Genomic DNA, 25,761 nt, shown 5'->3' with positions numbered 1-25,761 from the left:
AATTACCAAATTATACAATATGTTGTGGTAATGTTGTGTTATTAAAAGTGTTTACAATGAACTTATTCAAACACTACTATATTATATAGACAGTTTTTTAGCATTAATAAAGCATATTCCTTAAAAATTTCAATATTTACTTTGCATATTCAAAATTATCATTTTCTTACTAAAAATATAAAATACAATATTTATTTGATACAATTAAAGTAAGCTAATTAGCTATCTTTGTATTCCAAAAAAATTGCCATGATTCCAAAAGATATATCTTCTCTTGAACCAAAAAAAAACATCTTAATAAAAGGTGCAGAAATTCATAATTTAAAAAATCTTGACGTAGCTATTCCTAGAAATAAATTGGTTGTTATAACTGGCTTATCGGGTTCAGGAAAATCTTCATTAGCTTTTGATACTTTGTATGCCGAAGGTCAACGTAGATATGTAGAAAGTTTATCATCTTATGCGAGACAATTTTTAGGTAGATTAGACAAACCAAAAGTAGAATACATTAAAGGAATCGCACCAGCAATTGCTATAGAACAAAAAGTAAATACTACAAATGCACGTTCTACAGTAGGAACTTCAACAGAAATTTATGATTATATAAAATTACTTTACGCTAGAATTGGTAAAACAATTTCTCCTATTTCTGGTAATGAAGTAAAAAAAGATACAGTAACTGATGTAGTAAATAAAGTAAAAACATTTAAAATTGATAGTAAATGGTTACTTCTTGCTCCTATTCACCTTGAAGAAGGAAGAAAACTTGAAGACAAACTAAAAGTACTTCTACAACAAGGTTTTGCTCGTATTCAAATTGGAAATGATACTGTCAGATTAGACGAAATAAATCAACATTCATTAGACAATAAAGATATTTTATTAATTATTGATAGAATAATAGTTAAGGAAGAAGATGAATTCTATGACCGACTTTCTGATGCAATTCAAACTGCTTTCTTTGAAGGCAAAGGTGAATGCTACTTGCAGGAGGTTGGCTCTAACGAACGTTTAAACTTTAGCTCGAATTTTGAGCTAGACGGAATGACTTTTCTTGAACCAAATGTACATTTATTCAGTTTTAATAATCCTTATGGCGCATGTCCTACTTGCGAAGGTTATGGAAATATTATTGGCATCGATGAAGAATTAGTTATACCAAACACAGCTCTTTCTGTTTTTGAAAACGCCATTTATCCTTGGCGTGGTGAAAGTATGGGTTGGTACAGAGACGAATTAGTTAATAAAGCCTATAAGTTTGATTTCCCAATTCATAAACCTTATTTTGAATTATCAGACGAACAAAAAGACATCGTATGGAAAGGAAATCAGTATTTTCAAGGGCTAAATGACTTTTTTAAAGAACTAGAAGAGAAAAATTATAAAATTCAAAATAGGGTCATGCTTTCTCGTTATCGTGGTAAAACAAAATGTAATGTTTGCAAAGGAAAACGATTGAGAGCTGAAGCAAATTATATACAAGTTGGCGGAAAAACAATATCTGATTTAGTCGATTTATCTATTAAAAGATTAATCCCGTTTTTTGAAGAATTAAAATTATCAGATTATGATAAAACAGTTGCCAAACGATTATTGATCGAAATTAAAAGCAGATTAGCATTTTTAAGCAACGTTGGGTTAGATTACTTAACATTAAATAGAAATTCGGCAACACTTTCTGGTGGTGAATCACAGCGCATCAATCTTGCCACTTCTTTAGGAAGTAGTTTGGTGGGTTCAATGTACATTTTGGACGAACCAAGCATTGGATTACATCCAAAAGACACCGAACTACTAATTGAAGTTCTAAAAAATCTCCGAAATTTAGGAAATACTGTAATTGTTGTCGAGCACGATGAAGACATCATGAAACAAGCCGATATGATAATTGATATTGGACCAGAAGCAGGAACTCACGGTGGAAATTTAGTCGCTCAAGGAACGTATGATGAAATCCTTAAATCGGATTCATTAACAGCAAAATATCTAAATGGCGAACTAGAAATTAAAACACCTCGAACACGAAGAAAATGGTCTACCTACATTGATATTTTAGGAGCAAGAGAAAATAATTTACAAAATTTAGACGTACGATTTCCATTAGAATGTCTAACCGTTATAACTGGTGTTTCTGGTAGCGGAAAAAGTACATTAGTAAAGAAAATATTATTTCCAGCTATTCAAAAAAGATTAGAAGGAGTCGGAGAAAAAGCTGGCCAATTCACCGATATGCAAGGTCACTATCACAGAATTCACCACATCGAATATGTTGATCAAAACCCAATAGGGAGAAGTTCTCGTTCCAATCCAGTTACCTATATCAAGGCCTACGACGATATTCGTGATTTATTTTCTAAAGAAAAACTTTCTAAAATAAGAGGCTACTTACCGAAACATTTCTCATTTAATGTAGATGGCGGAAGATGTGAAACCTGCAAAGGCGATGGTTCTATAAACGTAGAAATGGTCTTCATGGCCGACGTTGAGCTGCCATGCGAAACCTGCAACGGCAAACGATTTAAGAAAGAAATTCTCGAAGTATATTTTGAAGGGAAAAACATCGATGACATTTTAACCATGACCATTGATGACGCAGTTTCCTTTTTTAGCGAAAATAAACAAGCCAAAATCACTCAAAAATTACAACCATTGCAAGACGTCGGATTAGGTTACGTCCAGCTAGGTCAATCCTCATCAACACTTTCTGGTGGTGAAGCACAACGTATCAAACTTGCCTCATTTCTCGTAAAAGGAAATACTAAAGACAAAGCATTATTCGTATTCGACGAACCAACAACTGGCTTACATTTTCACGATATCAAAAAGCTTTTGGCTTCATTCGACGCACTTTTAGACAAAGGCCACTCGATTATTGTAGTCGAACACAATCTGGATTTAATAAAATGTGCCGATTGGATAATCGATTTAGGTCCAGAAGGAGGCGAAAACGGAGGACAACTCCTAGCCGAAGGAACTCCAGAAGATGTCGCTAAAAACAAAAAATCAATAACCGCTAAGTACCTAAAGTCAAAGTTGTAAAATAAGGAGCGAATGTCTCGGGCATTTTATGCATTCCATTTTCCTGCTTTCCGTTGCAATAAAAAAATGCCTTCATACAATGAAAGCATTTTTTATTTCCACTTCAATCAGGGCTATTTAGCAAACCATAATAACAAAAAACGGATTCTCAATTGAGAATCCGTTTTTACTTAATCTATCTTTTAATTATCGTTTCAAAGCAAAATGGGCTTTAAATTGTTTTGACTTTCCTTGTTCCATAAAGTCAACGGTAAACCAATAATCGGTTGATGGCATCATTTGTCCGTTAAATGTTCCATCCCAACCGTCGCTTGTCGAACTGATTTGTTTTATTAGTTTTCCAAAGCGGTCAAATATATAAATTTTTGAGCTTGGTTGACCACTTAATCCTACAATATTCCAATTCTCATGGATTCCATCTCCATTTGGTGTGAAATAATGTGGGTAATCAATCGTTTGAACATCGGTGATTACTAATGCATCACAACTGTTATCTAGTCCGCCTTCGGTATCCCAAACGGTAATAGTATGAGTTCCTAACGATACATTTTCAAACACGTTGCTCACTTGGCGTGGTCCATCATCTAAACTATACTCGTATGTTCCAAATCCTTGAACAGTTACTGTGATTATTTGATTATCTGCAAAGGCATTAGTTACTGTATAACCTATTGTTCCATTTAAAATTTCGGCTTGACCTGATTGCAACACTTCAAAGTTAGCAGATGTTTGCTCACACATAAGTGCCGTTTGGTTAATCATTTGAACCGTAAAGTTGCTTGATACACCATCGTTTAATGGTTGTGTAATAGTGTAACTTGGCGTTGTAGTTACCGCTACTTCTGCTCCATCTTCAAACCAGTGGTATTCAAATGCTGGAATTGTAGTTGGATCTAAATAAACTGTATTGTTTACCGCTGTTAATGTTAATGTTCTCACTACAACATTATCAGTAAAGTCAACACAAATAGTATTGATATCATCAACTGTTGTTATTTGTGGCTCTGGTAATTGCTCTACAATTGCTCCAAAACTTGTAATTTTTTGACATCCTGTTGCAATGTTAGTTACTACTGCCCAAATGGTATGTGTGTAACCCATATAACCTGCTAAGTCTGCAATTGAAGTTGGCAACAACGGTGGTGTTGCATCTGGATTGTACTCAGTATCGTAGAACGTTACTGCAAACTGCAATGGATCTTGTCCGTTTAACACCTCTGTAGTTACTGCTCCATCTAATGGGTAAGCAAAGTAGCCATCATTAGTACCATCACCATCACATGTATTTAATAATGTAGTTGGTGCAGCGATATCTGGTTTTGGATTTACCAAGATATTGAAACTTCCTACTTGACTTCTACATCCTGTTGTATCATTTGTGGCTACAACATAAATAGTTTGCGGATTACTTGTATTGGTATATGTCGTTGGATTTGTTATTTGATTCGTTAAAGCCGCATCAGTATAATACGACATCGTGTACGTTGTAGCTGGAGTCGTTACTGGATTGTTTGCCAATAATGCTGCTGCTTGACTTGTTAAATCAAATACTTCAAATCCGTCGTTGGTTACAGCGTCTTCTTCACAAATTTGATAATCTGGGATAATCGCCAATGATGGTAGAGGATTTACTGTTAAGGGTTGTTCTACTAATACATAACAATTGTTACCTAAATAATCAACTCTATTGTTCTCTACTCTAATCCAAACGTTTCCTCCTACCGAGGCAGCCGTTGGTGGTATAATTTCGTTAGTTTGATCAATAGCGTCTTGTTGTGTTGGATAATAATGTAACGTTAAACTTGGGTCACCATTGGTAATGTAAGCCTCATTAACCGTTAAATCAAATATTTCTACCATATCACCAGGATTGTTGTAATCACACTGTGGTGCTAAAGCTGGCGGATTAGTATTTGGTACTGGAATTGGCAATACTCTAATGTCTAATGTAGTGATGCTTGTACATCCTTGTGGTGATGTTACTACAACTCCCAAAGTTTGAACTGCTGCTGAAGTATTAGTATAACTTGTTGCTGGTGTAATTACGTTAGTACCGTTTTGTGCATCTAACAAACTTGGATAGTAAGCAACTGTGTATCCTGGCAATCCACCAGTAATCATCGTATCTCTTATCGTTAAATCGAAAGATGTAAATTGATCATTTGGAATAGCATCGCTATCACAAACACTAAGTGGTGCTGGTGTAGTTAACAATAATGGTGTGTTTACATTTAATTGGAACGAACCAATTATAAAACAATCTGTAGTATTGTGTTGTACAACCGCCCAAATCGTTTGTCCGTTTACCGTGTTACTATAGGTCAGTACGTCTATTATATTATTAACTTGATTTTGCGCATCGGCTAATGTAACATAATATGTTACCATATAATTACTTGCTGGCGAAGTTTGTGCTGCAAGAATTATTGGTGTTTGAATTGTTAAATCAAATACCGTTATTCCATCTTGTGTATTACCTGTTTGATCACATAATGTTAAATCATTCAAATTTGGCATCAGTGGAGATGGATTTACATTTAATGTTAACGGCATCGTTTGACGGCAACCAGTAATTGGATCTACTGCTGATACATAAATAACTTGTACAAACGGATTGATATTAGTATACGGACTCGTTAATGCATTAGCACCAGTTTGCGCATCTGTTATTGTTTCATGATACGTAATAGTATAAACAGCACCTTGAAGAATTTCTGCAGTATACGAATCTAAATCGAAATCGGTAAATCCGTCTTGATCTGCATCACAAAGCGTTGGTGGTGTAATTGGAGTAATTGGAGTTGGTAATGGTTCTACTCGAATATCCATTGTAGAAACTACAAAACATCCTGTCGCTTCATTTGTTAATCTAATTCCTAAGGTTTGAACATAAATAGCTGTATTTACATAACTAGATGTTGTAATTACATTGGTGCCATTTTGTGCATCTAATAAACTTGGGTAGAAAGTTACTGCTACGCCTGTTTGAGCTGCTAATATTGTTGGAACTTGTGATAATAAATCAAATGACTCATATCCTACTCCAAATGCTGTAGTTTCACATAAACTATAAGGCACATAAGCTGGCTGTGACGATGTTGGTAACGGATCTACAACCAATTGTAAGGCTACAATATCAAAACATCCTGTAGCTGTAGTAGTCACTCTAACATAAATAGTTTGGTTGTCTGAATTATAAGTTGTTAGATTACTAATAGCAGTAGCTGGATCGCCTACTTGTGCTTCTTGTAATGTTGTATAGTAGGAAACAGTATGTGTTGTTGGATCTATTGCTCCTAATACTTCTGCGTCTATGGTGCTTAAATCAAATATTGTAAATCCATCATAATCGTTATCACACTCATGGTAAGGCTGTGGCTCGGTTGCCTCTGGAGTTGGGTTAACAATTAATTGAAGTTCTACAAAATTGGCACAATTGGTTAAGGTATAAAATACTCTAACATAAATGGTTTGCGTCCATGGATCGATATTAGTATAAGGACTGGTCAATAAGTTCTGAGTTCCTCCTAATTGCGCGCCTGTTGCTGTTTCATAGAAGCTTACCTGAACTCCTGGCGGAACTGCTCCGCCAACTATTTCTGGGATAGCATCGGTTAAGTTAAAAGGACCGAATCCATCATTATTTGGATCGCAATATTCAAGTGGTGTTGGTGTATTGGCAACTGGACCTTGAGTTACATTAAGTTCCAATGTGGTAGTGTCAAAACATCCTGTTGCATTGTTCTCCACACGTACATAAATCGTTTGTGGGTTAGAGATATTTTGATATGGGATCGCAAGCGGACTTACTTCGTTTTGTGCATCAAGCAACGTTGCATAATAAGTAACTGTAACACCCGGATTCCCACCAGAAATAATTCCGTTATTTAAGGTTAAATCAAAATCTGCTGTTAATGGGATAGCAGATCCATTGCTACACTCAAACATTGGGTTTGGAGCGGTAACAGCTGGTAATGGATTTACTACTAAATTAAACGTACCTACTGAACTACATCCTGTAGTATTATTACTGATATTAATCCAAATTTGTTGCTGATTTGCTGTCGTGTTTTGGTACAAGTTTGCCAATGCAGCAGCAGTATTATTAGCCGTTGCATCAGTTAAATTATCATAATAGTTTATAGTAACTCCGGTTTGTCCGTTGGCTATTTCTACATCTTTTGTATTTAATGTGAAAATTTCAACGCCATCTCCAGGAATTGTAGTCTCACACAACTCATAATCTGTAATTACTGGATTAGCAAGCGGTAACGGATTTACAATTAAATTAAATTGTGTAAAGCTTTTACAACCTGGTGCAGCTGGATTGAAAACTCCTACATAGATGGTTTGAAGTCCTGGATTAATATTTTGATATGGACTTACTAAAGGATTTGATCCTGTTTGTGAATTAGTTAACGTCTCATAATATCCAATAATTAAAGTTCCATCAGTAGTAATCTCATTATTTTTAGTGGTAAAATCAAAACTGTTATATATTCCGTCATTATTATACGAATCATCACATACTACATAATCCGTTGGTGTGTTAATTGTTGGTGCAGTGATAATCGTTACATCAAAACTATTCTCATCTGAACAATTTGGAACCGTAGCCGTTTGAGCATAAATATAAATCGTTTGATTGGTAGTAATTACATCTCCTGCAAACATTGGCGTACCTGATCCGTTTGTGCCTGTAAAGTAGTTTCCAACTGTTAAAGCTGGTAAAACATAATTACCACATGAGGTTACATCATTAGGATTATCTGGAACTGGCGTATAATTTACGGTAACTACAAAGTCACCTTCTGCAGTACAATTTGGTGTTGTTCCTGTTTGTGAAAAAACGTAAATTACTTGTGTTGTAGTTATTGATTGTCCTGCAAGTAATGTAGTTCCACCTCCATTTGGCAATGTATGATATGAACTTCCTGCTGGCAATGCTGGTAAAATATAACTGTTACAAACCGTAACATCTGCAGGATTTGGTGTTGCTGGTGTAACATTTATTGTAACTATAAAATCGCCTTCCGCTGTACAATTTGGAACCGTACCCGATTGCGCAAAAATATAAATCGTTTGACTTGTAGAAATAGAAGTTCCTGATGGAATCTCTAAAGCTGGATTACCGCCAGATACCGAATGATAAGTCTGTCCTGCTGGCAATGCCGGTAAAACATAACTATCACACGCTGTTACATCTGCTGGAGTTGGTGTAGCTGGTGCCGTATTTACTGTAATTACAAAATCACCTTCTGCACTACACGATGGTGTTGTAGCTGATTGTGAAAATACATAAACTACCTGTGAAGTCGTAATAACTGTTCCAACTGGAATTAAAGTACCTGCAGCTCCACCTGAAGCAAAATGATAAGTACTTCCTGTTGGTAAAGCTGGTAATGTATAACTACCGCATACTGTTACGTCTGCTGGGTTGGGTGGTGTTCCAGTAATTATTGTTACTACAAAATCACCTTCGGATGTACAACCAGGTGCTGCAGATTGTGCATATACGTATATAGTCTGTGAAGTAGTTATAACAGTGCCTGCAGGAATTTCGGTTGCAGGAAGACCTCCAGATGCAGAATGATACGTTTCATTAGCTGGTAAAACTGGTAAAGTATAACTATCACATGCTGTAACATCTGCTGGATTTGGTGGTGTTGGTGGAGGAATAAGAATTAATTGAAAAGACTGAATTTCAAAACAACCAGCTCCGGACGAATCATCAACTCTTATGTAGATAGTTTGACCATCTGTACCTATATAATTTGCTGGGTTACCAATTGGAGAAAAGAAATCCTCAGCATTTGCTAAAGTAATAAAATAATTAACATCATAATTAGCAGGATTTAAACCATTTAAAACAACTGGTGTGTTTTCAGTTAAATCAAAAGGGTTTGCGCATTTTATAAGATTATTTGGGGGATTTAAAGGTAAAGGTGGCAAAAATTCAATCACCAAGCAATCACTAACAGGACAAGATGGACCATAAGGATACGCTGTTACACAATATAATCCTGGAGAAGTAACCGTAATAACCGGACCAGTTTCTCCCGGAATAACAACTCCATCTAATGTCCAAACATGAGGAACGGTTACGCCCAATCCAGTATCAACCACTGTAGGAGCTCCACCAGTTAATCCATTAGAACATGGCGCAAGTCCATTATTAGTTAAAAGATCAAGTCCTAAATTTAAAGGAGTTGTATTAAAACTTTGCGCTTGTAAAAAAACCGCAGAATCAAATGAACTATCACCAACATTAGAAATAGCCAATTTAATATGATATGTTTGTCCACATTGAACATTTCCTAAAGCAGCAATTACTGTGGTAAAACCATCATATTGAATTGTTTGATTTATTGCAGGTGTTGCACCAGTTCCATTATTAACATAATAAGCATTATTTGAAGCGGCATTAACATTATTAATAGATATAGGCGTTGTTGAAGAAGGTACAAGGGCAATGTTAATAGCCCCATTTGAGTATGGACCTGCAATGCCTGGACCACTCAAAAAGAAACCGAAAACATCATTAAATGAAGAACCTACCCATTCTAAATACTCTTCTGAACCAAAAACGAAATTAAAACTTAAACTTTGCCCAACAGGCACAAAATCAAATTCCAAGATGGCTTTAGTATTTATAGAACCAGTTGCAATAGCAGCTAAATCTGGATCACCGCCCATAGGTGTAGTTGTTGGCAACGTAGTACTACCTGAATTATTTGGTCCAATAGCTGCTATAGCTCTACCTGTTGATAAAATAACACCACTATCAATTCCAATATTTGTTGTTACTCCATTTGTAAAATGTCCAACTTGATCACTTATAGTATTTGCAGGAGCACCATTAAAAGTGATGTTAGAAACAGTAATTCCTGCACCCAATAAAACATTTTGGACTAACTGAGCCGGCGTTTGTGTTGTATTATCAACTATAAGCTGTCCATAAGACATATTACAAATCACAAACAAAAGTAATAGTAGAATTCTTTTCATATAATTTTTGCTTTACCGATAAAATAATGTTAAATTATTACACGGAAGTGTTAATTAATTGTTTAAAAGTCCAAATATAAACATTCCGAGAAAATATCTTTGTTAAATTTGCAGAAAAATGATACCATACTATGAAAATCAAAATAAAAGAAACTCAAAACCCTACCATTCTTAAATTTGAATTCCCAGATTTTATTACTCAAAACGAAAGTTTCGAATTTAAAAATATTGACGAAGCAAAAAACTCGCCTTTAGCGCAACAATTATTCTATCTACCATTTGTGAAAACCGTCTATATTTCAAGTAATTTTATAGCTATTGAAAGGTTTAGTATTGTAGATTGGAATGACGTTAAAGATGCTGTTGCCGAGCAAATTGAAGACTATGTAAACACTGGCGCAAAGATAATAATTGAAGATGTTTTTAAACCAAAAAAAGCGGCAATCACTGTTTATGGTGAGACTACTCCAAATCCGTCAACACTAAAATTTGTTGTTAGTAAATTACTGACAAAAACTGCAGTTGAATTTAAAAATATTGACGAAACGGTTTCTTCGCCATTGGCAAAAGAATTATTTCAGTTCTCCTTTGTGAAGGAAATTTTTATTGACGAGAACTACATTTCTGTAACTAAATATGAGCTTGCAAATTGGGAGGAAATCACGCTAGAAATAAGAACATTCATTAAACAATATATCGAAAATGGTGGAATTGTTGTTGATGAAACCCTAATTGTTCAAGATGCAAATCAAGACAAACAGCAAATAAAGAATTTTGATAATTTAGACACAACCTCGCAACAAATCATAAATATTTTAGAAGAATATGTGAAACCTGCGGTCGCTGCCGATGGTGGAAATATTTTATTTGATTCTTATGATGAAGAAAGCAAACGTGTAAAAGTTATTCTTCAAGGTTCGTGTAACGGATGCCCATCCTCAACTTTTACATTAAAAAGTGGAATCGAAAACATGCTAAAAGACATGCTCAACGATAAAGATATAATTGTTGAAGCGTTAAACGCTTAAACTAAAAACTAAAAAATCCCTTACAAAATAAGGGATTTTTTTATGCACTAATATTTTCTTCTAAATTTCTTAAATCAATTGGCTTACCTTCAACATCATAAAATTGGTAACGGTATTTTAGTTTTCCGTTTAGCTCTTCAATGTCAACGTGCATTTGATAAAAACCATTATTCCATTCGATTATGATATCAAAATAATAATCTCCTACTCCAAAACTTGTTGGTAAATTACATATGTACAGTAACTTTTTCGATTTTAAATTTAGAGTATTCACCTCAATATTATTATAAGCACCAACATCTTCGTTGTCAAATGTTCTACCCATGTAATTGTATTCGCTGGGTTTTTTCTTTTTATTTTTTCCTTCTTTCGGATCATTATAAATGTCTTTGATGGAGAAAATCACTTCTTTCAATGAAAATTTTCCAACATTCATTAGTGAAAATTTTAACTGATGGTTGTACATCATTCGCTGACCTTTTTTCTTGCTTTCCAACTCATCATAACCATCTGAACCTTCGCCAAGATCGGTATCTTTTATTTCGATTATTGGAATATTTTGACCTGCAATTTGAGTAATTATTTCTTGTTTAAAATCGTCTTGTTTATATTCAGATTCTATAATTTGCTCTTTGGTTTCTTGAATTTCATCGCTTAAAACATCAATCTTTTTATTGGCAATATCAATTTCAGTCTCGCTTTTTTCCTCAACAACTTCGACATCGCTACTAGAACGATACAACGAAAATAGTGCGCCCGAAATCAAAGCAAAACCAATAAACGCTAAAATAAGTGCTGTCATAGAAGAATTCTTTTTCATATATGCTAAATTTGATTTGTAAACGGTCATATATGGTATCGCCATTTATTTATAGGTGTTTGTTTGCAACAAACCTTTTTTAGTAGCGATTTCATTCCGATATTTGGTTACAATTCAGATTGTGTCACTTTACAAAAATACTCATTGAAAAGGAATCAATTTTAGATCTACAAATAAGTTCTTAACATAGAAATTAACCAAATTTATAAGCATAAAAAAAAGTCCAAACTTTCATTTGGACTTTCTGTGCGGATAATAGGACTCGAACCTACACGCCTTGCGGCACCAGATCCTAAGTCTGGCATGTCTACCAATTTCACCATATCCGCGAAATTATCTCACTAGATTAAAGATTCTCATTTGTATTCGATGAATCTCCAATTTTGTGAGTGCAAATATAAGAATAATTCTTAATTACAAATTATGAATTATGAATTTTTTTAAAAATATTATTTTAGTAATTTTGACATTAAAATCAAACTCAAAAATGGACAATATAAAACAATACGTCCAAGAAAATAAAGAGCGTTTTCTTGACGAATTAATCGAATTATTAAAAATTCCCTCAGTAAGTGCCGATACAGCTTACTCTCAAGATGTCATTGATACAGCAAACGCTGTGAAAATTTCTCTAGAAAAAGCCGGATGTAATCATGTTGAAATTTGCGAAACTCCAGGTTATCCAATTGTTTTTGGAGAACATATCATTGACAAAAATCTACCAACAGTTTTAGTTTACGGACATTACGATGTGCAACCGCCAGATCCAATGGAGCTTTGGACTTCTCCACCATTCGAGCCAGTTATAAAAACCACAGAAATTCATCCAGAAGGTGCCATTTTTGCTCGTGGCGCATGCGACGACAAAGGTCAAATGTACATGCACGTAAAAGCATTTGAATACATGATTCAAAGTAATTCGCTTCCATGCAACGTAAAATTCATGATTGAAGGCGAAGAAGAAGTTGGGTCAAAAAGTCTTAGCGGATTTGTTCAAGAAAACCAAGAAAAATTATCTTGTGACGTAATTTTAATTTCAGATACCGGAATGATTTCAAACCAACAACCATCAATCACAACAGGTTTGCGTGGTTTAAGTTACGTAGAAGTTGAAGTTACAGGACCAAATCGCGATTTACATTCGGGACTTTATGGTGGAGCAGTTGCAAATCCAATAAATGTATTAACAAAGATGATTGCGTCGCTTCATGACGAAAATAATCACATTACCATTCCAGGATTTTACGATAATGTAGAAGAACTTTCTACTGAAGAAAGAGCCGAGATGGCAAAAGCACCTTTCAGTTTAGACAATTATAAAAAAGCTTTAGACATCGATGATATTTACGGCGAAAAAGGTTACGTTACCAACGAAAGAAACTCTATCCGACCAACATTAGACGTTAACGGAATTTGGGGCGGATATACTGGCGAAGGCGCAAAAACCGTTATTGCAAGTAAAGCTTATGCAAAAATTTCAATGCGTTTAGTTCCAAATCAAGATTGGGAAGAAATCACAGAATTGTTTAAAAATCACTTTGAAAGTATCGCACCAAAATCGGTAAAAGTTAAGGTTACACCGCATCATGGCGGACAAGGTTATGTGACTCCAATTGATAGTATCGGTTACAAAGCAGCCAACAAAGCTTACACAGAAACCTTCGGAGTTCCAGCAATTCCAGTACGTTCTGGAGGTAGTATTCCAATTGTAGCGTTATTCGAAAAAGAATTAAAATCAAAAACCATATTAATGGGATTCGGGTTGGATAGTGACGCTATTCACTCACCAAACGAACATTTTGGAATTTTCAATTACTTGAAAGGTATTGAGACCATTCCGTTGTTTTATAAGTATTTTGTAGAATTATCTAAATAATAATTGACATTCTGAACTTGTTTCAGAATCTTTAAAATACGCTTATTCTTAATTGAGTAAGCGTATTTTTCTTTTTGGGCGTTACCTTGTTGCACAACATTTCGTTACAAAACAACAATTTGTAAACAACAAGGTCGGGCTGTACGTTCCCAATCTTTTCCTTTTTAAAGAAAAAAGAAAAAGGATTTCCACTTCCATCCCTAACGCAAACCCAGTAAAATAGACGCAAATGTTAAATTTTAACTCTACAGTTGTAGAAGTGAAATTTTATTCTACATTTGTAGAGTTAATTCTAAAAACGTAGAGCAATGCAATTATCCAATTCAGAAGAACAGTTAATGGAACATTTATGGAAACTTGAAAAAGCCTTCATGAAAGATTTGCTAGAATCATTTCCCGAACCAAAACCTGCAACAACAACAGTTGCAACTTTATTGAAAAGAATGATTGATAAAAATTTTGTGGCTTACAACGAATTTGGAAATTCAAGAGAATACTATCCGTTAGTAAAAAAAGAAGATTATTTCTCAAAACACGTTAACGGATTGATTAAAAATTTCTTCAACGATTCTGCTTCACAATTCGCTTCGTTTTTTACAACTTCGACGAATTTGAGTCAAAAAGAATTGGAAGAATTAAAAAAAATCATAGATGTAGAACTTCAAAAAAAGAAAAAATGACCGACTTTCTATTAAAATCAACCTTCAGTTTAATCGTTTTTCTTGGCTTCTATCATTTGGTTTTAGAACGAGAAAAAATGCATCAGTTCAATCGATTTTATCTTTTGTTTTCAATCATAATTTCGCTTGCAATTCCGTTTCTAACATTTGAAATCATCAAAATTATTCCTGTTGTTCAAGTCATCGAACCCATGATGGAAGAATCATTTCCAATTGCAACATCAGAAATTATCGAAGAAGAAAAAACAAACTATATACCTTATATTGTATGGAGTTTATATGCACTAATTAGCTTCCTACTACTAATACGATTCGGAAAAAACATTTGGAAATTAAGTTCTAAATCTAAATCCAATCCAATTGTAAAATACAAAAATGCCAATTTGGTTTTAGTGGACGAGAAAACACTTCCGCACACTTTCCTGGATTCGATATTTATCAATTTTGACGATTACAACAACAGAAATATTGAAGACGAATTGTACACGCACGAGCTCGTTCATGTAACGCAAAAACATACGTTAGACATCTTATTTATTGAGTTTTTAAAAGTCATTTTTTGGTTCAATCCACTATTTATGTTATACAAAAAAGCCATTCAACTCAACCACGAATTTCTTGCCGATGAAGAAATTGTGAAAACTTATAATAATGTTCCGTTTTACCAAAACTTGCTATTGCAGAAAAGTAGCGAACAACAAACGATTTACTTGGCCAGTAATTTGAATTATTTAGTAACCAAAAAAAGATTAATTATGATGACAAAAAACACATCGCAAAAAATAGCTCTACTAAAAAAAGTAGCTATCGTTCCAATCCTCGCTGGATTAATCTACTTTTTCTGTATTAAAATTGTAGCACAAGAGAAAGTAATTAGTGAAATCTCAGAAAAAATAAAATCTGAAATAACTGATAAAGATAAAATTAGAGATAGTTATTACAGCGGTGTTTACGTGAAAATTTGTGATGAAAAAACAAAGAGAAATGATGTTACTCTATATGAAAATTTATCTTTAGAAGAAAAAAGAAAATATCTAGATTTCATTCCAGAAATGATGATTGAAAAAGAAATTCCAGAACCTTTATTTGAAAAAATGAAAACCAAGGACATGGCAGTTTGGATTAATGGACAAGTAAAAACTAAAGAGGAAATCAAAAAGTACAAACGAACAGATTTTAGTTATTACACTTATAGTTTTGTTCACAAAAATGCTCGTTCAAAACGTTTTCCGCAAGAAAACCAATACACACTTTACACTAAAGATTATTTTGATGAAAATTTAAAAAACAGCCATGTTCATTTTCAAAGAGACACTATCAAAATTGTAATTGCGAATTATCAAACAGCAATGAAAAACCCTGTTGTGAAAAAGTCAAAAGCCGACACAATAGTTTGGTTTACGGAAGGAAAAGAAGGTTACAATCTTTATTTAAGTGATAAAAATGATAAAATTGATCCTGAAACAACCGTAATTTTTAGAAGTAAAAATGGTGCTACTATTTTAAGAAAAAAATATAAAGAACTAACTGAAGAACAGAAAAAACTAATTCCGCCATCGCCACCAAAAAAATCAAAATCTGGAGAAGTTGCAAAGCCAAAAGACGAAATTATTATTGAAATTAGTGATACAGAGATTAAAAAAATATACGCCGCACTAGATAATAAAGATTTAAAAATAAGACCAGCAACGGCAGAAGAAATAGAAAAATTTAAACCAATCATTGTTGATAAACTTAGTGATTTTGACACAAAAGGGAAAAAAGAAGGTTGGATTTATATGAAAAGTGGCACTTACTATTTTAAAAGAAATGATGATAATACAATTGATTATTTCAATCGTTGGGGTTTTAAAGTTGATGAAAATGGAGAAAAACTACTTAGTGAAATCAAAAAAAATGATTTAAATTATAGAAATGCATCTAAAGAAGAAATAGAAAAAGCTAATTATAATAAAGATATAAAGTCACTTGATGATTTAGATAAAGGAACAAAAAAAAGCGGTTACTTATATATGAATAATGCCACTTACTTTTTTGTGAAAAATGATGATAATATCTTTGAATATTACAATCGTTGGGGATTCAGAGTTAATAAAAAAGGTGAGAAAATATAAAATAATTTAAAACAAAATCCGCTCCAATCAAGCGGATTTTTCTTTTAAAACAATCTGTGAATCAGTGGCTAACCAAACTAATTTTCAAGATTTTACAACATTATAAAATTTTTGGCGTTAAATTTGTATAATCATCATCAATCATAAAATCAATCAATCATGTTAAAACGTTTTTTTATTCTTTGTTCTGGTGTCGACACTGACATTGTGAACGGCTGTTCCAACGGCGAACAAAACAAATATGCCGGAATTGGAGCCACAGTTTTCTTCACAGCAATTATGGCTTTTATTGCCAGTAGTTATGCGCTTTTCACGGTTTTTGACAATGTCTACACCGCGGTTTTCTTCGGGCTAGTTTGGGGCTTTTTAATCTTCAATCTCGATAGATTTATTGTTTCTACGATAAAAAAACGTGATAATTTTCTAGACGAATTTATTCAAGCAACACCTAGAATTGCCTTGGCGATAATCATTGCAATTGTAATTTCAAAACCTCTCGAAATCAAAATCTTTCAGAAAGAAATTGAAACCGTTTTATTGAAAGAGAAAAACGAAATGGCATTGGCAAACAAAAAACAAGTTACCAATTATTTCCAATCTGATGTTGATAAAAACAAAGCCGAAATCGATAGTTTAAAAAGTGATATTGCCAAAAAAGAAAAAGAAGTCAACGAATTATATGCAACATACATCACCGAAGCCGAAGGAACAGCTGGAACTAAAAAGTTAGGAAAAGGTCCAGTTTATGCCGAAAAAAGATTGAAACACGATGCACAATTAAAACAATTGGATTCGTTAAAAGCTGTAAATGCCGTAAAAATTACAGAAAAAGAAAACAAAGCCAAAACACTTCAAGCCGATCTTGACAAAAAAGTAACCGATTCGCAACCCATAATTGATGGATTTGATGGATTAATGGCAAGAATTAATGCTTTGAATAAATTACCTTGGTTGCCTTCATTTTTCATAATGTTGTTGTTTTTAGCCATTGAAACTTCGCCAATTATTGCTAAATTGTTATCACCAAAAGGTGAATATGATTTCAAACAAGAGGATGCCGAAATGGGAATCAAAAATGTATTGGCACAAAACCGTTATCAAAGTGAATTGCAACGAAAAACCGATGCCGAAATCTATGATAAAGTTTATGCTGATATCAAAGAAGACCGAGAACTTTACAATTACAAAAAGAAAGGTGCAATGGAATTATTGAAATTGCAATCGGATGGATTTGTGGAAAAACAGAAGAAATCAATATAAAACCATGAAAAATAAAATTTTAATTCTAGCATTTAGCACGCTTTTAATTACAAGTTGCAACAAAAAAGTTGACGATACAAAAATAGAAACAACAACTGCTGAAACTGAAATTAAAACAGATTCTACGATTGCTGTTGGCGATAATTCGCAAAATTCACTAGATTGGAATGGAACTTATAAAGGAACAATTCCTTGTGCCGATTGTGAAGGAATAGCAATGGAAATTACATTAAATAAAGATTTAACTTTTACATCCAAATCTGTTTATTTGGGAAAAGAAAAAAACGAATTTAATGAAAACGGCGCTTTTTCTTGGAACAAAGAAGGAAGCGGTATTACCACGATTTCACAAAATAAAACAACGGCAATGTATAAAGTTGGAGAAAACAAGCTAATTCGTTTAAACTCTGAAGGAAAAGAAAATTCCGATAGTAAAATGGCGGATATGTATGTTTTAAATAAAGAAATAAGTAACTAAAATTATTCCCAAATCCATAAAAAAACCCGATAAATTCAATTTTATCGGGTTTTACTTTATTATTAAAACTTAGCGACTTAGCGTCTTTGTGGCAATTACATAAAACTCAAAATTTCTTTCTTGTAATTATCATATTCACCCTGCATGATCAATCCGTTATCAAGGAGTTTTTTATAATTCTGAAGTTTTTCAAACAACTCATCTTGCGATAAATCGGCTAATGATTTTTCTGTTTTTACTTCCGATTGCGAAAACTGAGTTTGTGGTTCAGCATTAAAAATAGGTTGAGAAGCCGGAACAATTTCAGCAAAATTAGTTACTTCTTCTGTTTCCATTTCTTCAACTTGCTCTACTTCTTCTGCTTCCAAAACAGCTTCAGCAACTTCTTCTAAAATTGGTTCATCGACAATAGCATTTGCAATTGGAGCAACGCCGTTTTTCAAAATATCAAGTTGTTCTTTAGCGTAAGTATATAATTTTCGAGCCTGATTTTTTGGCAAATAATCAACAGTATGTGTCAATTCTGATTTGGTAGAAAAAGTAAAATCAGCACCTAAAATTCCTTCTTTTACAAAACTTGCAGCAATGTCATCCCAATCATAATCTACAAACTCCATTGATAGACCAAGATTTTTAGGCTTGCAAAGAATTATTCTTTTATTGGTAACCACAATACTGTCTGGAAGAATTGTAACTGCAGGTTTTTTCTGAACCGCGATATATCCAATTTCTTCATTTGACATTAATAAATTAGCCAATTTTGCAGTAATTTTCTCAATCGCTTTTGGATCTTGATCTTCGTTTAGTATTTTCTTTAAATTATCAATCATATTGAAAGTTTATAAGTTTATAGGTTTAAGAGTTTAAAAGAGGCATCAAAAGTAATGCCTAATTTTCTAATTCTAGAATTTCGCTCTGAATTTTTTTAGTCAAACTTTTGAAAACCAATTCATAAGAGTGGTTTATTAGTTCGCACATCAACTTATTAGAAACATCTCCGTTGAAATTGACCGTATTCCAATGAATTTTACTCATGTGATAACCCGGATTTATGGCTTCATATTCTGCACGAAGTTCTAATGCTTTCTCTGGATCGCATTTTAAATTTAATGATGGCGTTCCTTTTTCCCATTCTTTTAAAGAAGTGAGACAAAACATCTTTCCACCAACTTTAAACACTAAAGTATCTTCATCAAACGGAAAATGTTCAGTTACTCCTTTTTTGGATAAGCAGAATTCGTAGAGTTGTTGAATGTCCATATTTTTTTTAGTGATTAATGATGAGTAATTAGTGATTAGCTTTTGACTATTCGCCAATTACTATTTACTTTTTACTTGTTACTATTTTCTCCATCATTTTCTCAGGATGAGCTAATGAATTGAATCCGAATTTCTCATATAAAAAATGAGCATCTGATGTCGCTAACCGCCAAATTTTGACTTGCTGTAATTTGGGTTCGGTCATCATTGCGTTTACTAAAATAGACGAATAACCTTTTCCGCGATGTTCATCAATTATAAAAACATCCATAACATAAGCAAAAACTACATAATCGGTGATCACTCTGCAAAAGCCAATTTGTTTATCATCTAAATATATTCCGAAGCAAAACGAACTATCAATTGTGGTTTGAACGTCTTCAATTGTTCGACCTGCAGCCCAATAAACGTCTTTCAAAAAGTTTTGAATAAACGGAACATCAAGTTTGGTTTTATCTGTTGAAACTGAAATCATATTTTATACAAAATTGGTTTTGATGGCGAAGCATCATTTTCAAACGAAGCAATTTGTAGATTTAGTATATAACTTCCGTCCTGAATTTTATCTTCCACAAAAATCATTTCCGTAATGGTGCAATTCAATCGTGCATCGTCATTTAAATTATTGACATTTTTTACATTCCAAAATGCTTTATGCGCCAATAATTTTCCTTCATCCTCTTCCCTATCAACGCTTGGTAAATCAATCAATAAATGTTGAATTCCGATTTCTCGGATAAAAATTGCTGCTTCTTCAGATAAATAAGGCGGATTTGTTTTGGAATAATTTTTATGTTTTTTTTGCTCCAAATTTGGAAGCGTTCGAATTACAATTGCTTCTGTAGTTTTTCCGTTCAAAGCTTTCTCAATTTGATTTTTAGTTATTACCAAATCACCATTTATATTTTCTGGTGCAATCGAAATCAATTCGGCTGTAAAGAAAAACTGTTTCAAACATTGATTTATCGAATAAAACTCTCGCGTAATGTGTCCGAGACATTCGGTGTGCGTTCCGTGTCCGTGTGGATTGAAGAAAATGTTATTGAAATTAGTAGAACTTCCTTCGGAAACTTTTCCAATCCAATCGCCAAATTTTACTGGTTCAATTTCGGGTTTTTCAATGTACCACGCAATCGGATTTTCATCAGTATTGGATAACGGAATGGAAATGTCAATTGGTTTTGATAGGTCGATTTGGAATTTATTGTCAATTAATGCAATCATGATGGAACGCGGATTTAACGGATTTTCAAACGCGGATTTAACGGATTTTTTCTGCGTTACTTTTACTCCAAATTTAATAAAAATAAGTCGGAAGCAATTCCGTCACTCAAAAATTTACCTTTTTTTGTAGTTCGCAAAATATTTTCATCTACAAAAAGCAAGTGATCTTCAATATATTTTGCTGCTTGTTGGTTGAGATAGTCTAAATAAGTTTTGCCAAATTCGGTTTCAATTCTATCTAAATAAATTCCCCAAATAGTCCGCAAACCAGTCATAACATATTCGTTATATCTATCGGTTTTGGATAAAATTTCGGTTTCGGATGGTAATTTATTTTCGGATATTGATTTTAGATACAGCGAATTATTCGAAACATTCCAACCACGTTTTTCTCCGTCATAACTGTGTGCCGAAGGACCAATTCCGATGTATTTTTTGCCCAACCAATAACTCGAATTGTTTTTAGAAAAATAATTCTCCTTTCCGAAATTGGACAATTCGTAGTGAATAAAATCATTTTCAGATAGTTTATCAACCAAAATCTGAAAATGTTCTTGAGCCACTTCATCTTCTGGTTGCGGAATAATTCCTTTTTGAATAAATGTGTGCAAAGCTGTTTTTGGCTCAACCGTCAAAGCATAACTTGAAATATGCGGAATATTAAACGACAAAGCAGTTTCGATATTCTGAAGCCATTTTTCGTTGCTCATTTCTGGAATTCCGTAAATTAAATCGACTGAAACATTATCGAAATATTGTGTTGCAATTTCTAAACATTCTTTGGCTTCCGCCGAATTATGAGCGCGATTCATCAACTTTAAATCGTCTTCAAAAAACGATTGAATTCCAATAGACAAACGATTGATTTTGTTATTTGACAATTCGATTATTCGTTCTTTCGATAAATCATCTGGATTAGCTTCGACCGTGATTTCCGGATTTTCAATAACTTTATAATTAGAATAGACAGCATCGATTAACAATTTCAAATCAGAAATTTCTAAAATACTCGGAGTTCCACCACCAAAATAAATGGTTTCCACAACTTCGTCTCGAAACTCACTTTTACGCATTTCAATTTCTTTCGCCAACGCCAAAACCATCTCACCCTTTTTCTTCAATGAAGTCGAAAAATGAAAGTCGCAGTAGTGACACGCTTGCTTGCAAAATGGTATGTGTATGTAAATTCCTGACATGCTATTTTTTTACTCTATCCTCATTATTTTTCACAAAAGCATCCCAACCTGTATAACTTTTTTCCCCAACCACTTTTCCAGAATTGAAGAAATGACAAACTGCTGCTGCCAATCCATCGGTTGAATCTAGGTTTTTAGGTAATGTTTTCAAACCCAAAAGTTGTTGTAGCATTTTGGCAACTTGTTCTTTGCTGGCGTTTCCGTTTCCGGTTATTGCCATTTTTATTTTTTTGGGTTCGTATTCTGTAATTGGAATATCTCTTGAAAGTCCTGCTGCCATTGCAACGCCTTGTGCTCGCCCTAATTTTAACATGGATTGTACGTTTTTACCAAAAAATGGTGCTTCAATAGCAATTTCGTCTGGATTATGCGTATCGATTAATTCGATTGTTCGCTCAAAAATAACTTTTAATTTCTGGTAATGGTTGTCGTATTTACTCAATATCAACTCGTTCAACTGCAGAAATTCCATTTTCTTGTTGACTACTTTTATCAATCCGAAACCCATAATGGTTGTTCCTGGGTCGATTCCTAAAATTATTCTTTCGTTTGCCAATGAATTAGTTTAAAAGTTTAATGTTTAAAAGTTTAAAGTTTGTTTCTTTGTACCAATGATTACAATTCCTCACAAAGCTAAACAATTCTTGGTTTTTTCAGTCAAACTTTTGATTGTTGTTGGTGCATTTTATTTTATTTACAACCAACTTGCTTCCAATGACAAATTGGATTGGGATAAATTTTTAGTTTTATTTCATAAAAATCAATCGGTTGCTGGGATTTCATTTATCTTATTCTTTAGTTTTTTAAATCGTTTTTTTGAAATTCTGAAATGGCAAAATTTGGCTCAAGTTGTAAAAGCTATTTCTGTAAATGAAGCTACGAAACAAGTTCTCGCAGCTTTAACTTTGGGTGTTTTTACTCCAGTTGGCGTTGGTGAATATGCTGGAAAAGCATTGTATTTTGACAAAAAAGACACTAAAAAAATTATTTTTCTGAACTTAATTTGCAATGGCGTTCAAATTGTTGCTACCGGAATTTTTGGCATTCTTGGTATGATGTTGTTAGGTTATTGGCTTTGGAGCTTCGGAATAATAGCAATTACAATTGCATTTTTTCTGTTTTCTTATTTCACAAAAAAGATAAAAATTAAAGGCTACTCAATCGAAGATTTGATTGAAAAAATCAATGAAATTCCAAAGAAAATTCACCGTAAGAACTTGATTTTAGGATTTTGTCGTTACCTGGTTTTTTCGCATCAATATTATTTTTTGTTTTTGGCATTTGATGTCGATTTGCCTTATTCAACTTTAATGGCAACGATTACTACTGTCTATTTCTTAGCTTCGATTGTTCCGAGTTTTCAGTTTTTAGATTTTGCTTTGAAAGGAAGTTTGGCGATTTATTTCTTTGGATTGCTTGGCGTTAACGAATGGATTGTAGTTTTTGTGACCATGCTAATGTGGTTTTTAAACGTAGTTTTACCTGTAGTTTTTGGAAGTTATTACGTAATGATTTTTAAGGTTTCGCCGCAAAGCACTAGGTAACAAAGATTTTATTAAGATTGAATTATTTATCTTTTAATTTGTTTAAATTCGTTTAAAATCTTTACTTATGATTGAAATTATTTTATTTGTTGTTTTAGGTATTTATGTTGTGTTTATTTTACAACTTATTTTTGGTTTTGATAAAGTAAAATCACTTGTAAGAACGGATGAAAAACCCAGAACTAAATTCTCGATAATTGTTCCTTTTAGAAATGAAGAGAAAAATTTACCTAAACTTTTAAGGTCGATTTCCAATTTAAATTATCCTAAAGATTTATTCGAAATAATAATGGTAGATGATTTTTCTACCGATGCTTCAGAACGTGTTTATATCAAATGGCGAATGGAAAACGGCTTGATTGAAACGACTCTTTTAGAAAATTTACGGTTATCCAATTCACCAAAAAAAGATGCTATTTCTAGAGCAATTCCGATTTTGAAACACGAATGGGTTGTTACAACTGATGCCGATTGTATTGTAAATAAAAATTGGCTGCTGACTTTAGATAATTTTATTCAGAAAAACAATGCTGAAATGGTTGTTGGCGCTGTGGTTTATAAAACTAAAAATAACTGGTTCCATCAGTTTCAACAATTGGATTTATTGAGTTTGCAAGGAACAACGATTGGAAGTTTTGGAATTGGAAAACCGTTTATGTGTAATGGAGCGAACTTCGCTTACACCAAAAAACTTTTTAATGAAATTGGAGGTTTTGGCGGAAACAACAAAATGGCAAGTGGCGACGATGTTTTTTTATTGCAAAAAGCATTGAAAAATCATGCTGAGAAAGTGCATTACCTAAAAAATACCGATACAATAGTCAAAACAAAACCCGAAAATGATTTGTATAAATTGTTTATGCAACGTGTTCGTTGGGCAAGTAAAACAACTGGATATTCTGGATATTATTCTAAAAGTTTGGCGGTTGTGGTTTTGGCTATGAATTTAAGTTTGGTTATTGGACTGTATTTATTAATTTCAAATTCCCTCAATTGGAAAACTTTACTAATCGTCTTTTCAGTTAAATATTTTGTTGATTATTTATTGTTGTTGAAATCGAATCAATATTTGCGAAAGGGTAAATTTATTTTTCCTTTGGCTAGTAGTTTGGTTTATCCTTTCTTTTGTAGTTTGGTTGGAATTTATTCGCTTTTTGGAAGTTTTACTTGGAAAGGTAGAAGTTTTAAAAAATAATTTTTGTTGCGAAGACGATTGCCCTAGCCCAGATAGAAATGGAAAGCTTTTTATTGAAAAAATATAGTTTTTCTTGACGAAAAAAAGCGACCAACGGAAGCTCTTTTTTGGTCTTAGAAAAACTTATTTTTTTATAAAAACTTATAATGGATAGCTGGAAATAGCTTCTTAAAAACTATTCTACTTTTAAAATTACGGGTAAAATAAATTGGGTTTTTACTGGAATTCCACGTTTTAAAGCTGGGTTTACTTTGGGTAAATCTACCAAACGAGCGTGAAGAATGCTGTCAATTTTTACTTTGTCATAAGCAACAGAATCTTTTGGGAATTGGGGTTCAAATTCTAATTTGGCATCGGGATAAACGGTGACTTTTACTTCGATGGTGTCAAGTTCTGGATATAAAACAGACAAAGTGTCGACGCTTAATTTTTCTTGAATTGTACTGGTTAAAAATTCGAAAAAGCACTGTTTTCTCTGGGCTTCATCGGTTAGAAGTTCGCATTCTGCTACCGAAGGATACTCATCGACTTCTTGCCAATTTATTTCTTTTAGTTGCTTATCTAGCAATTCTTTTTCGGAAGGAACTTGCTTCTCAAAATAGTTGCACGATTGCAATAAAAGTATTGTAAGTAATGCTAGAAACTTTTTCAAATTGTTATTTTTTTGTGCTTAAATATTCGGAGTAACTTTTACTAAACCAGTCTTGTTTGGCTTGTTGCGCCTCTTGTTTTTTATCTTTGTACAACAGTCCGAGTTTTTCAGAATAAATTGCAATTTTGATGGTGTAAGTGTAGAACTCTTCTTTGGTAAGGGTTATTTTTGAGTCTCCTTGCTTTTGAAAATATTCGAAAAATAAGTCGTCAAAATGACGTCTGTCAAAGGCACGAACTTCATTTTTATATTTGGCATATAAAGTTTCCTTGATTTGCATATCAGGATCATTCGACTTCTTTTCTTGTGCAAAAGCAATGCTTGTCGAACAAAAAAGCAGCAGATAAAAAATCGATATTTGAATTATTTTTCTCATATTGGTCATCA

Annotated in this window: 19 protein-coding genes and 1 tRNA gene; 9 read left to right on the top strand and 11 right to left on the bottom strand. The window is 33.2% G+C overall.

The window, feature by feature from the left end:
• Positions 1 to 249 precede the first annotated feature (249 nt).
• On the top strand, positions 250 to 3,039 hold the full coding sequence (gene uvrA / locus LG45_RS13620; protein WP_035128068.1) for an excinuclease ABC subunit UvrA: 2,790 nt from the start codon (positions 250 to 252) through the stop codon (positions 3,037 to 3,039).
• A 186-nt stretch (positions 3,040 to 3,225) separates the two neighbouring features.
• Here uvrA and LG45_RS13615 read toward each other — a convergent pair whose 3' ends face one another.
• Entirely contained in the window at positions 3,226 to 10,047 is a 6,822-nt protein-coding gene (locus LG45_RS13615; protein ID WP_081932083.1) for a T9SS type B sorting domain-containing protein, read from the bottom strand.
• A gap of 131 nt (positions 10,048 to 10,178) precedes the next feature.
• Here LG45_RS13615 and LG45_RS13610 point away from each other — a divergent pair, with 131 nt between their 5' ends.
• Positions 10,179 to 11,075: a NifU family protein gene (locus LG45_RS13610; protein WP_035128058.1), complete on the top strand. Its 897-nt coding sequence runs from the start codon at positions 10,179 to 10,181 to the stop codon at positions 11,073 to 11,075.
• Between the two features lie 40 nt (positions 11,076 to 11,115).
• Here the strand turns inward: LG45_RS13610 and LG45_RS13605 are convergent, their stop codons facing one another.
• Positions 11,116 to 11,895 (bottom strand): coiled-coil domain-containing protein, encoded by a 780-nt coding sequence (locus tag LG45_RS13605; RefSeq protein ID WP_131494667.1) that lies wholly within the window; start codon positions 11,893 to 11,895, stop codon positions 11,116 to 11,118.
• 247 nt (positions 11,896 to 12,142) lie between these two features.
• A tRNA-Leu gene (locus tag LG45_RS13600) sits at positions 12,143 to 12,224 on the bottom strand.
• A gap of 158 nt (positions 12,225 to 12,382) precedes the next feature.
• Here LG45_RS13600 and LG45_RS13595 point away from each other — a divergent pair.
• From LG45_RS13595 to LG45_RS13575, 5 genes are all read left to right on the top strand, one after another.
• Entirely contained in the window at positions 12,383 to 13,771 is a 1,389-nt protein-coding gene (locus tag LG45_RS13595) for a dipeptidase (protein WP_035128447.1), read from the top strand.
• A gap of 308 nt (positions 13,772 to 14,079) precedes the next feature.
• Positions 14,080 to 14,451: a BlaI/MecI/CopY family transcriptional regulator gene (locus LG45_RS13590; protein ID WP_035128055.1), complete on the top strand. Its 372-nt coding sequence runs from the start codon at positions 14,080 to 14,082 to the stop codon at positions 14,449 to 14,451.
• Complete coding sequence (locus LG45_RS16165) at positions 14,448 to 16,565, top strand: M56 family metallopeptidase (RefSeq protein WP_052087597.1); 2,118 nt, start codon at positions 14,448 to 14,450, stop codon at positions 16,563 to 16,565. The genes LG45_RS13590 and LG45_RS16165 overlap by 4 nt, the downstream gene beginning before the upstream one ends.
• A gap of 159 nt (positions 16,566 to 16,724) precedes the next feature.
• Entirely contained in the window at positions 16,725 to 17,825 is a 1,101-nt protein-coding gene (locus tag LG45_RS13580; protein ID WP_035128053.1) for a DUF4407 domain-containing protein, read from the top strand.
• Between the two features lie 4 nt (positions 17,826 to 17,829).
• Entirely contained in the window at positions 17,830 to 18,303 is a 474-nt protein-coding gene (locus LG45_RS13575) for a copper resistance protein NlpE (RefSeq protein ID WP_035128443.1), read from the top strand.
• 95 nt (positions 18,304 to 18,398) lie between these two features.
• Here the strand turns inward: LG45_RS13575 and LG45_RS13570 are convergent, their stop codons facing one another.
• The 6 genes from LG45_RS13570 to ruvC form a co-directional block, all read right to left on the bottom strand.
• Positions 18,399 to 19,133: a PH domain-containing protein gene (locus tag LG45_RS13570; protein WP_035128052.1), complete on the bottom strand. Its 735-nt coding sequence runs from the start codon at positions 19,131 to 19,133 to the stop codon at positions 18,399 to 18,401.
• Between the two features lie 58 nt (positions 19,134 to 19,191).
• On the bottom strand, positions 19,192 to 19,563 hold the full coding sequence (locus tag LG45_RS13565) for an MmcQ/YjbR family DNA-binding protein (protein ID WP_035128051.1): 372 nt from the start codon (positions 19,561 to 19,563) through the stop codon (positions 19,192 to 19,194).
• Between the two features lie 64 nt (positions 19,564 to 19,627).
• Positions 19,628 to 20,038, bottom strand: a complete 411-nt coding sequence (locus LG45_RS13560) for a GNAT family N-acetyltransferase (protein ID WP_035128049.1) — start codon at positions 20,036 to 20,038, stop codon at positions 19,628 to 19,630.
• The gene (locus tag LG45_RS13555) at positions 20,035 to 20,787 is read right to left on the bottom strand and encodes a cyclase family protein (RefSeq protein ID WP_035128047.1); all 753 of its coding nucleotides are present in this window, start codon (positions 20,785 to 20,787) and stop codon (positions 20,035 to 20,037) included. Before LG45_RS13555 ends, LG45_RS13560 begins: the two co-directional genes overlap by 4 nt.
• Before the next feature lie 62 nt (positions 20,788 to 20,849).
• Positions 20,850 to 21,983, bottom strand: a complete 1,134-nt coding sequence (gene hemW / locus LG45_RS13550; protein WP_035128046.1) for a radical SAM family heme chaperone HemW — start codon at positions 21,981 to 21,983, stop codon at positions 20,850 to 20,852.
• Position 21,984: 1 nt separating this feature from the next.
• Positions 21,985 to 22,539: a crossover junction endodeoxyribonuclease RuvC gene (gene ruvC / locus LG45_RS13545; RefSeq protein WP_035128044.1), complete on the bottom strand. Its 555-nt coding sequence runs from the start codon at positions 22,537 to 22,539 to the stop codon at positions 21,985 to 21,987.
• A gap of 55 nt (positions 22,540 to 22,594) precedes the next feature.
• Here ruvC and LG45_RS13540 point away from each other — a divergent pair, with 55 nt between their 5' ends.
• Positions 22,595 to 23,527 carry a hypothetical protein gene (locus LG45_RS13540; RefSeq protein WP_035128042.1) on the top strand — a complete coding sequence of 311 codons (933 nt, stop codon included), beginning with the start codon at positions 22,595 to 22,597 and terminating at the stop codon, positions 23,525 to 23,527.
• 67 nt (positions 23,528 to 23,594) lie between these two features.
• Positions 23,595 to 24,722, top strand: a complete 1,128-nt coding sequence (locus LG45_RS13535) for a glycosyltransferase family 2 protein (protein ID WP_035128040.1) — start codon at positions 23,595 to 23,597, stop codon at positions 24,720 to 24,722.
• Between the two features lie 175 nt (positions 24,723 to 24,897).
• Here the strand turns inward: LG45_RS13535 and LG45_RS13530 are convergent, their stop codons facing one another.
• Both LG45_RS13530 and LG45_RS13525 read right to left on the bottom strand, forming a co-directional pair.
• Positions 24,898 to 25,374 carry a hypothetical protein gene (locus LG45_RS13530; RefSeq protein ID WP_035128039.1) on the bottom strand — a complete coding sequence of 159 codons (477 nt, stop codon included), beginning with the start codon at positions 25,372 to 25,374 and terminating at the stop codon, positions 24,898 to 24,900.
• A gap of 4 nt (positions 25,375 to 25,378) precedes the next feature.
• Entirely contained in the window at positions 25,379 to 25,750 is a 372-nt protein-coding gene (locus LG45_RS13525) for a hypothetical protein (RefSeq protein WP_035128036.1), read from the bottom strand.
• Positions 25,751 to 25,761 lie beyond the last annotated feature (11 nt).

Origin of the sequence: Flavobacterium aquatile LMG 4008 = ATCC 11947 (assembly GCF_000757385.1) — a bacterium.
GTDB classification, from domain to species: Bacteria; Bacteroidota; Bacteroidia; order Flavobacteriales; family Flavobacteriaceae; genus Flavobacterium; species Flavobacterium aquatile.
This window is presented reverse-complemented; position numbering and strand designations above follow the sequence as displayed.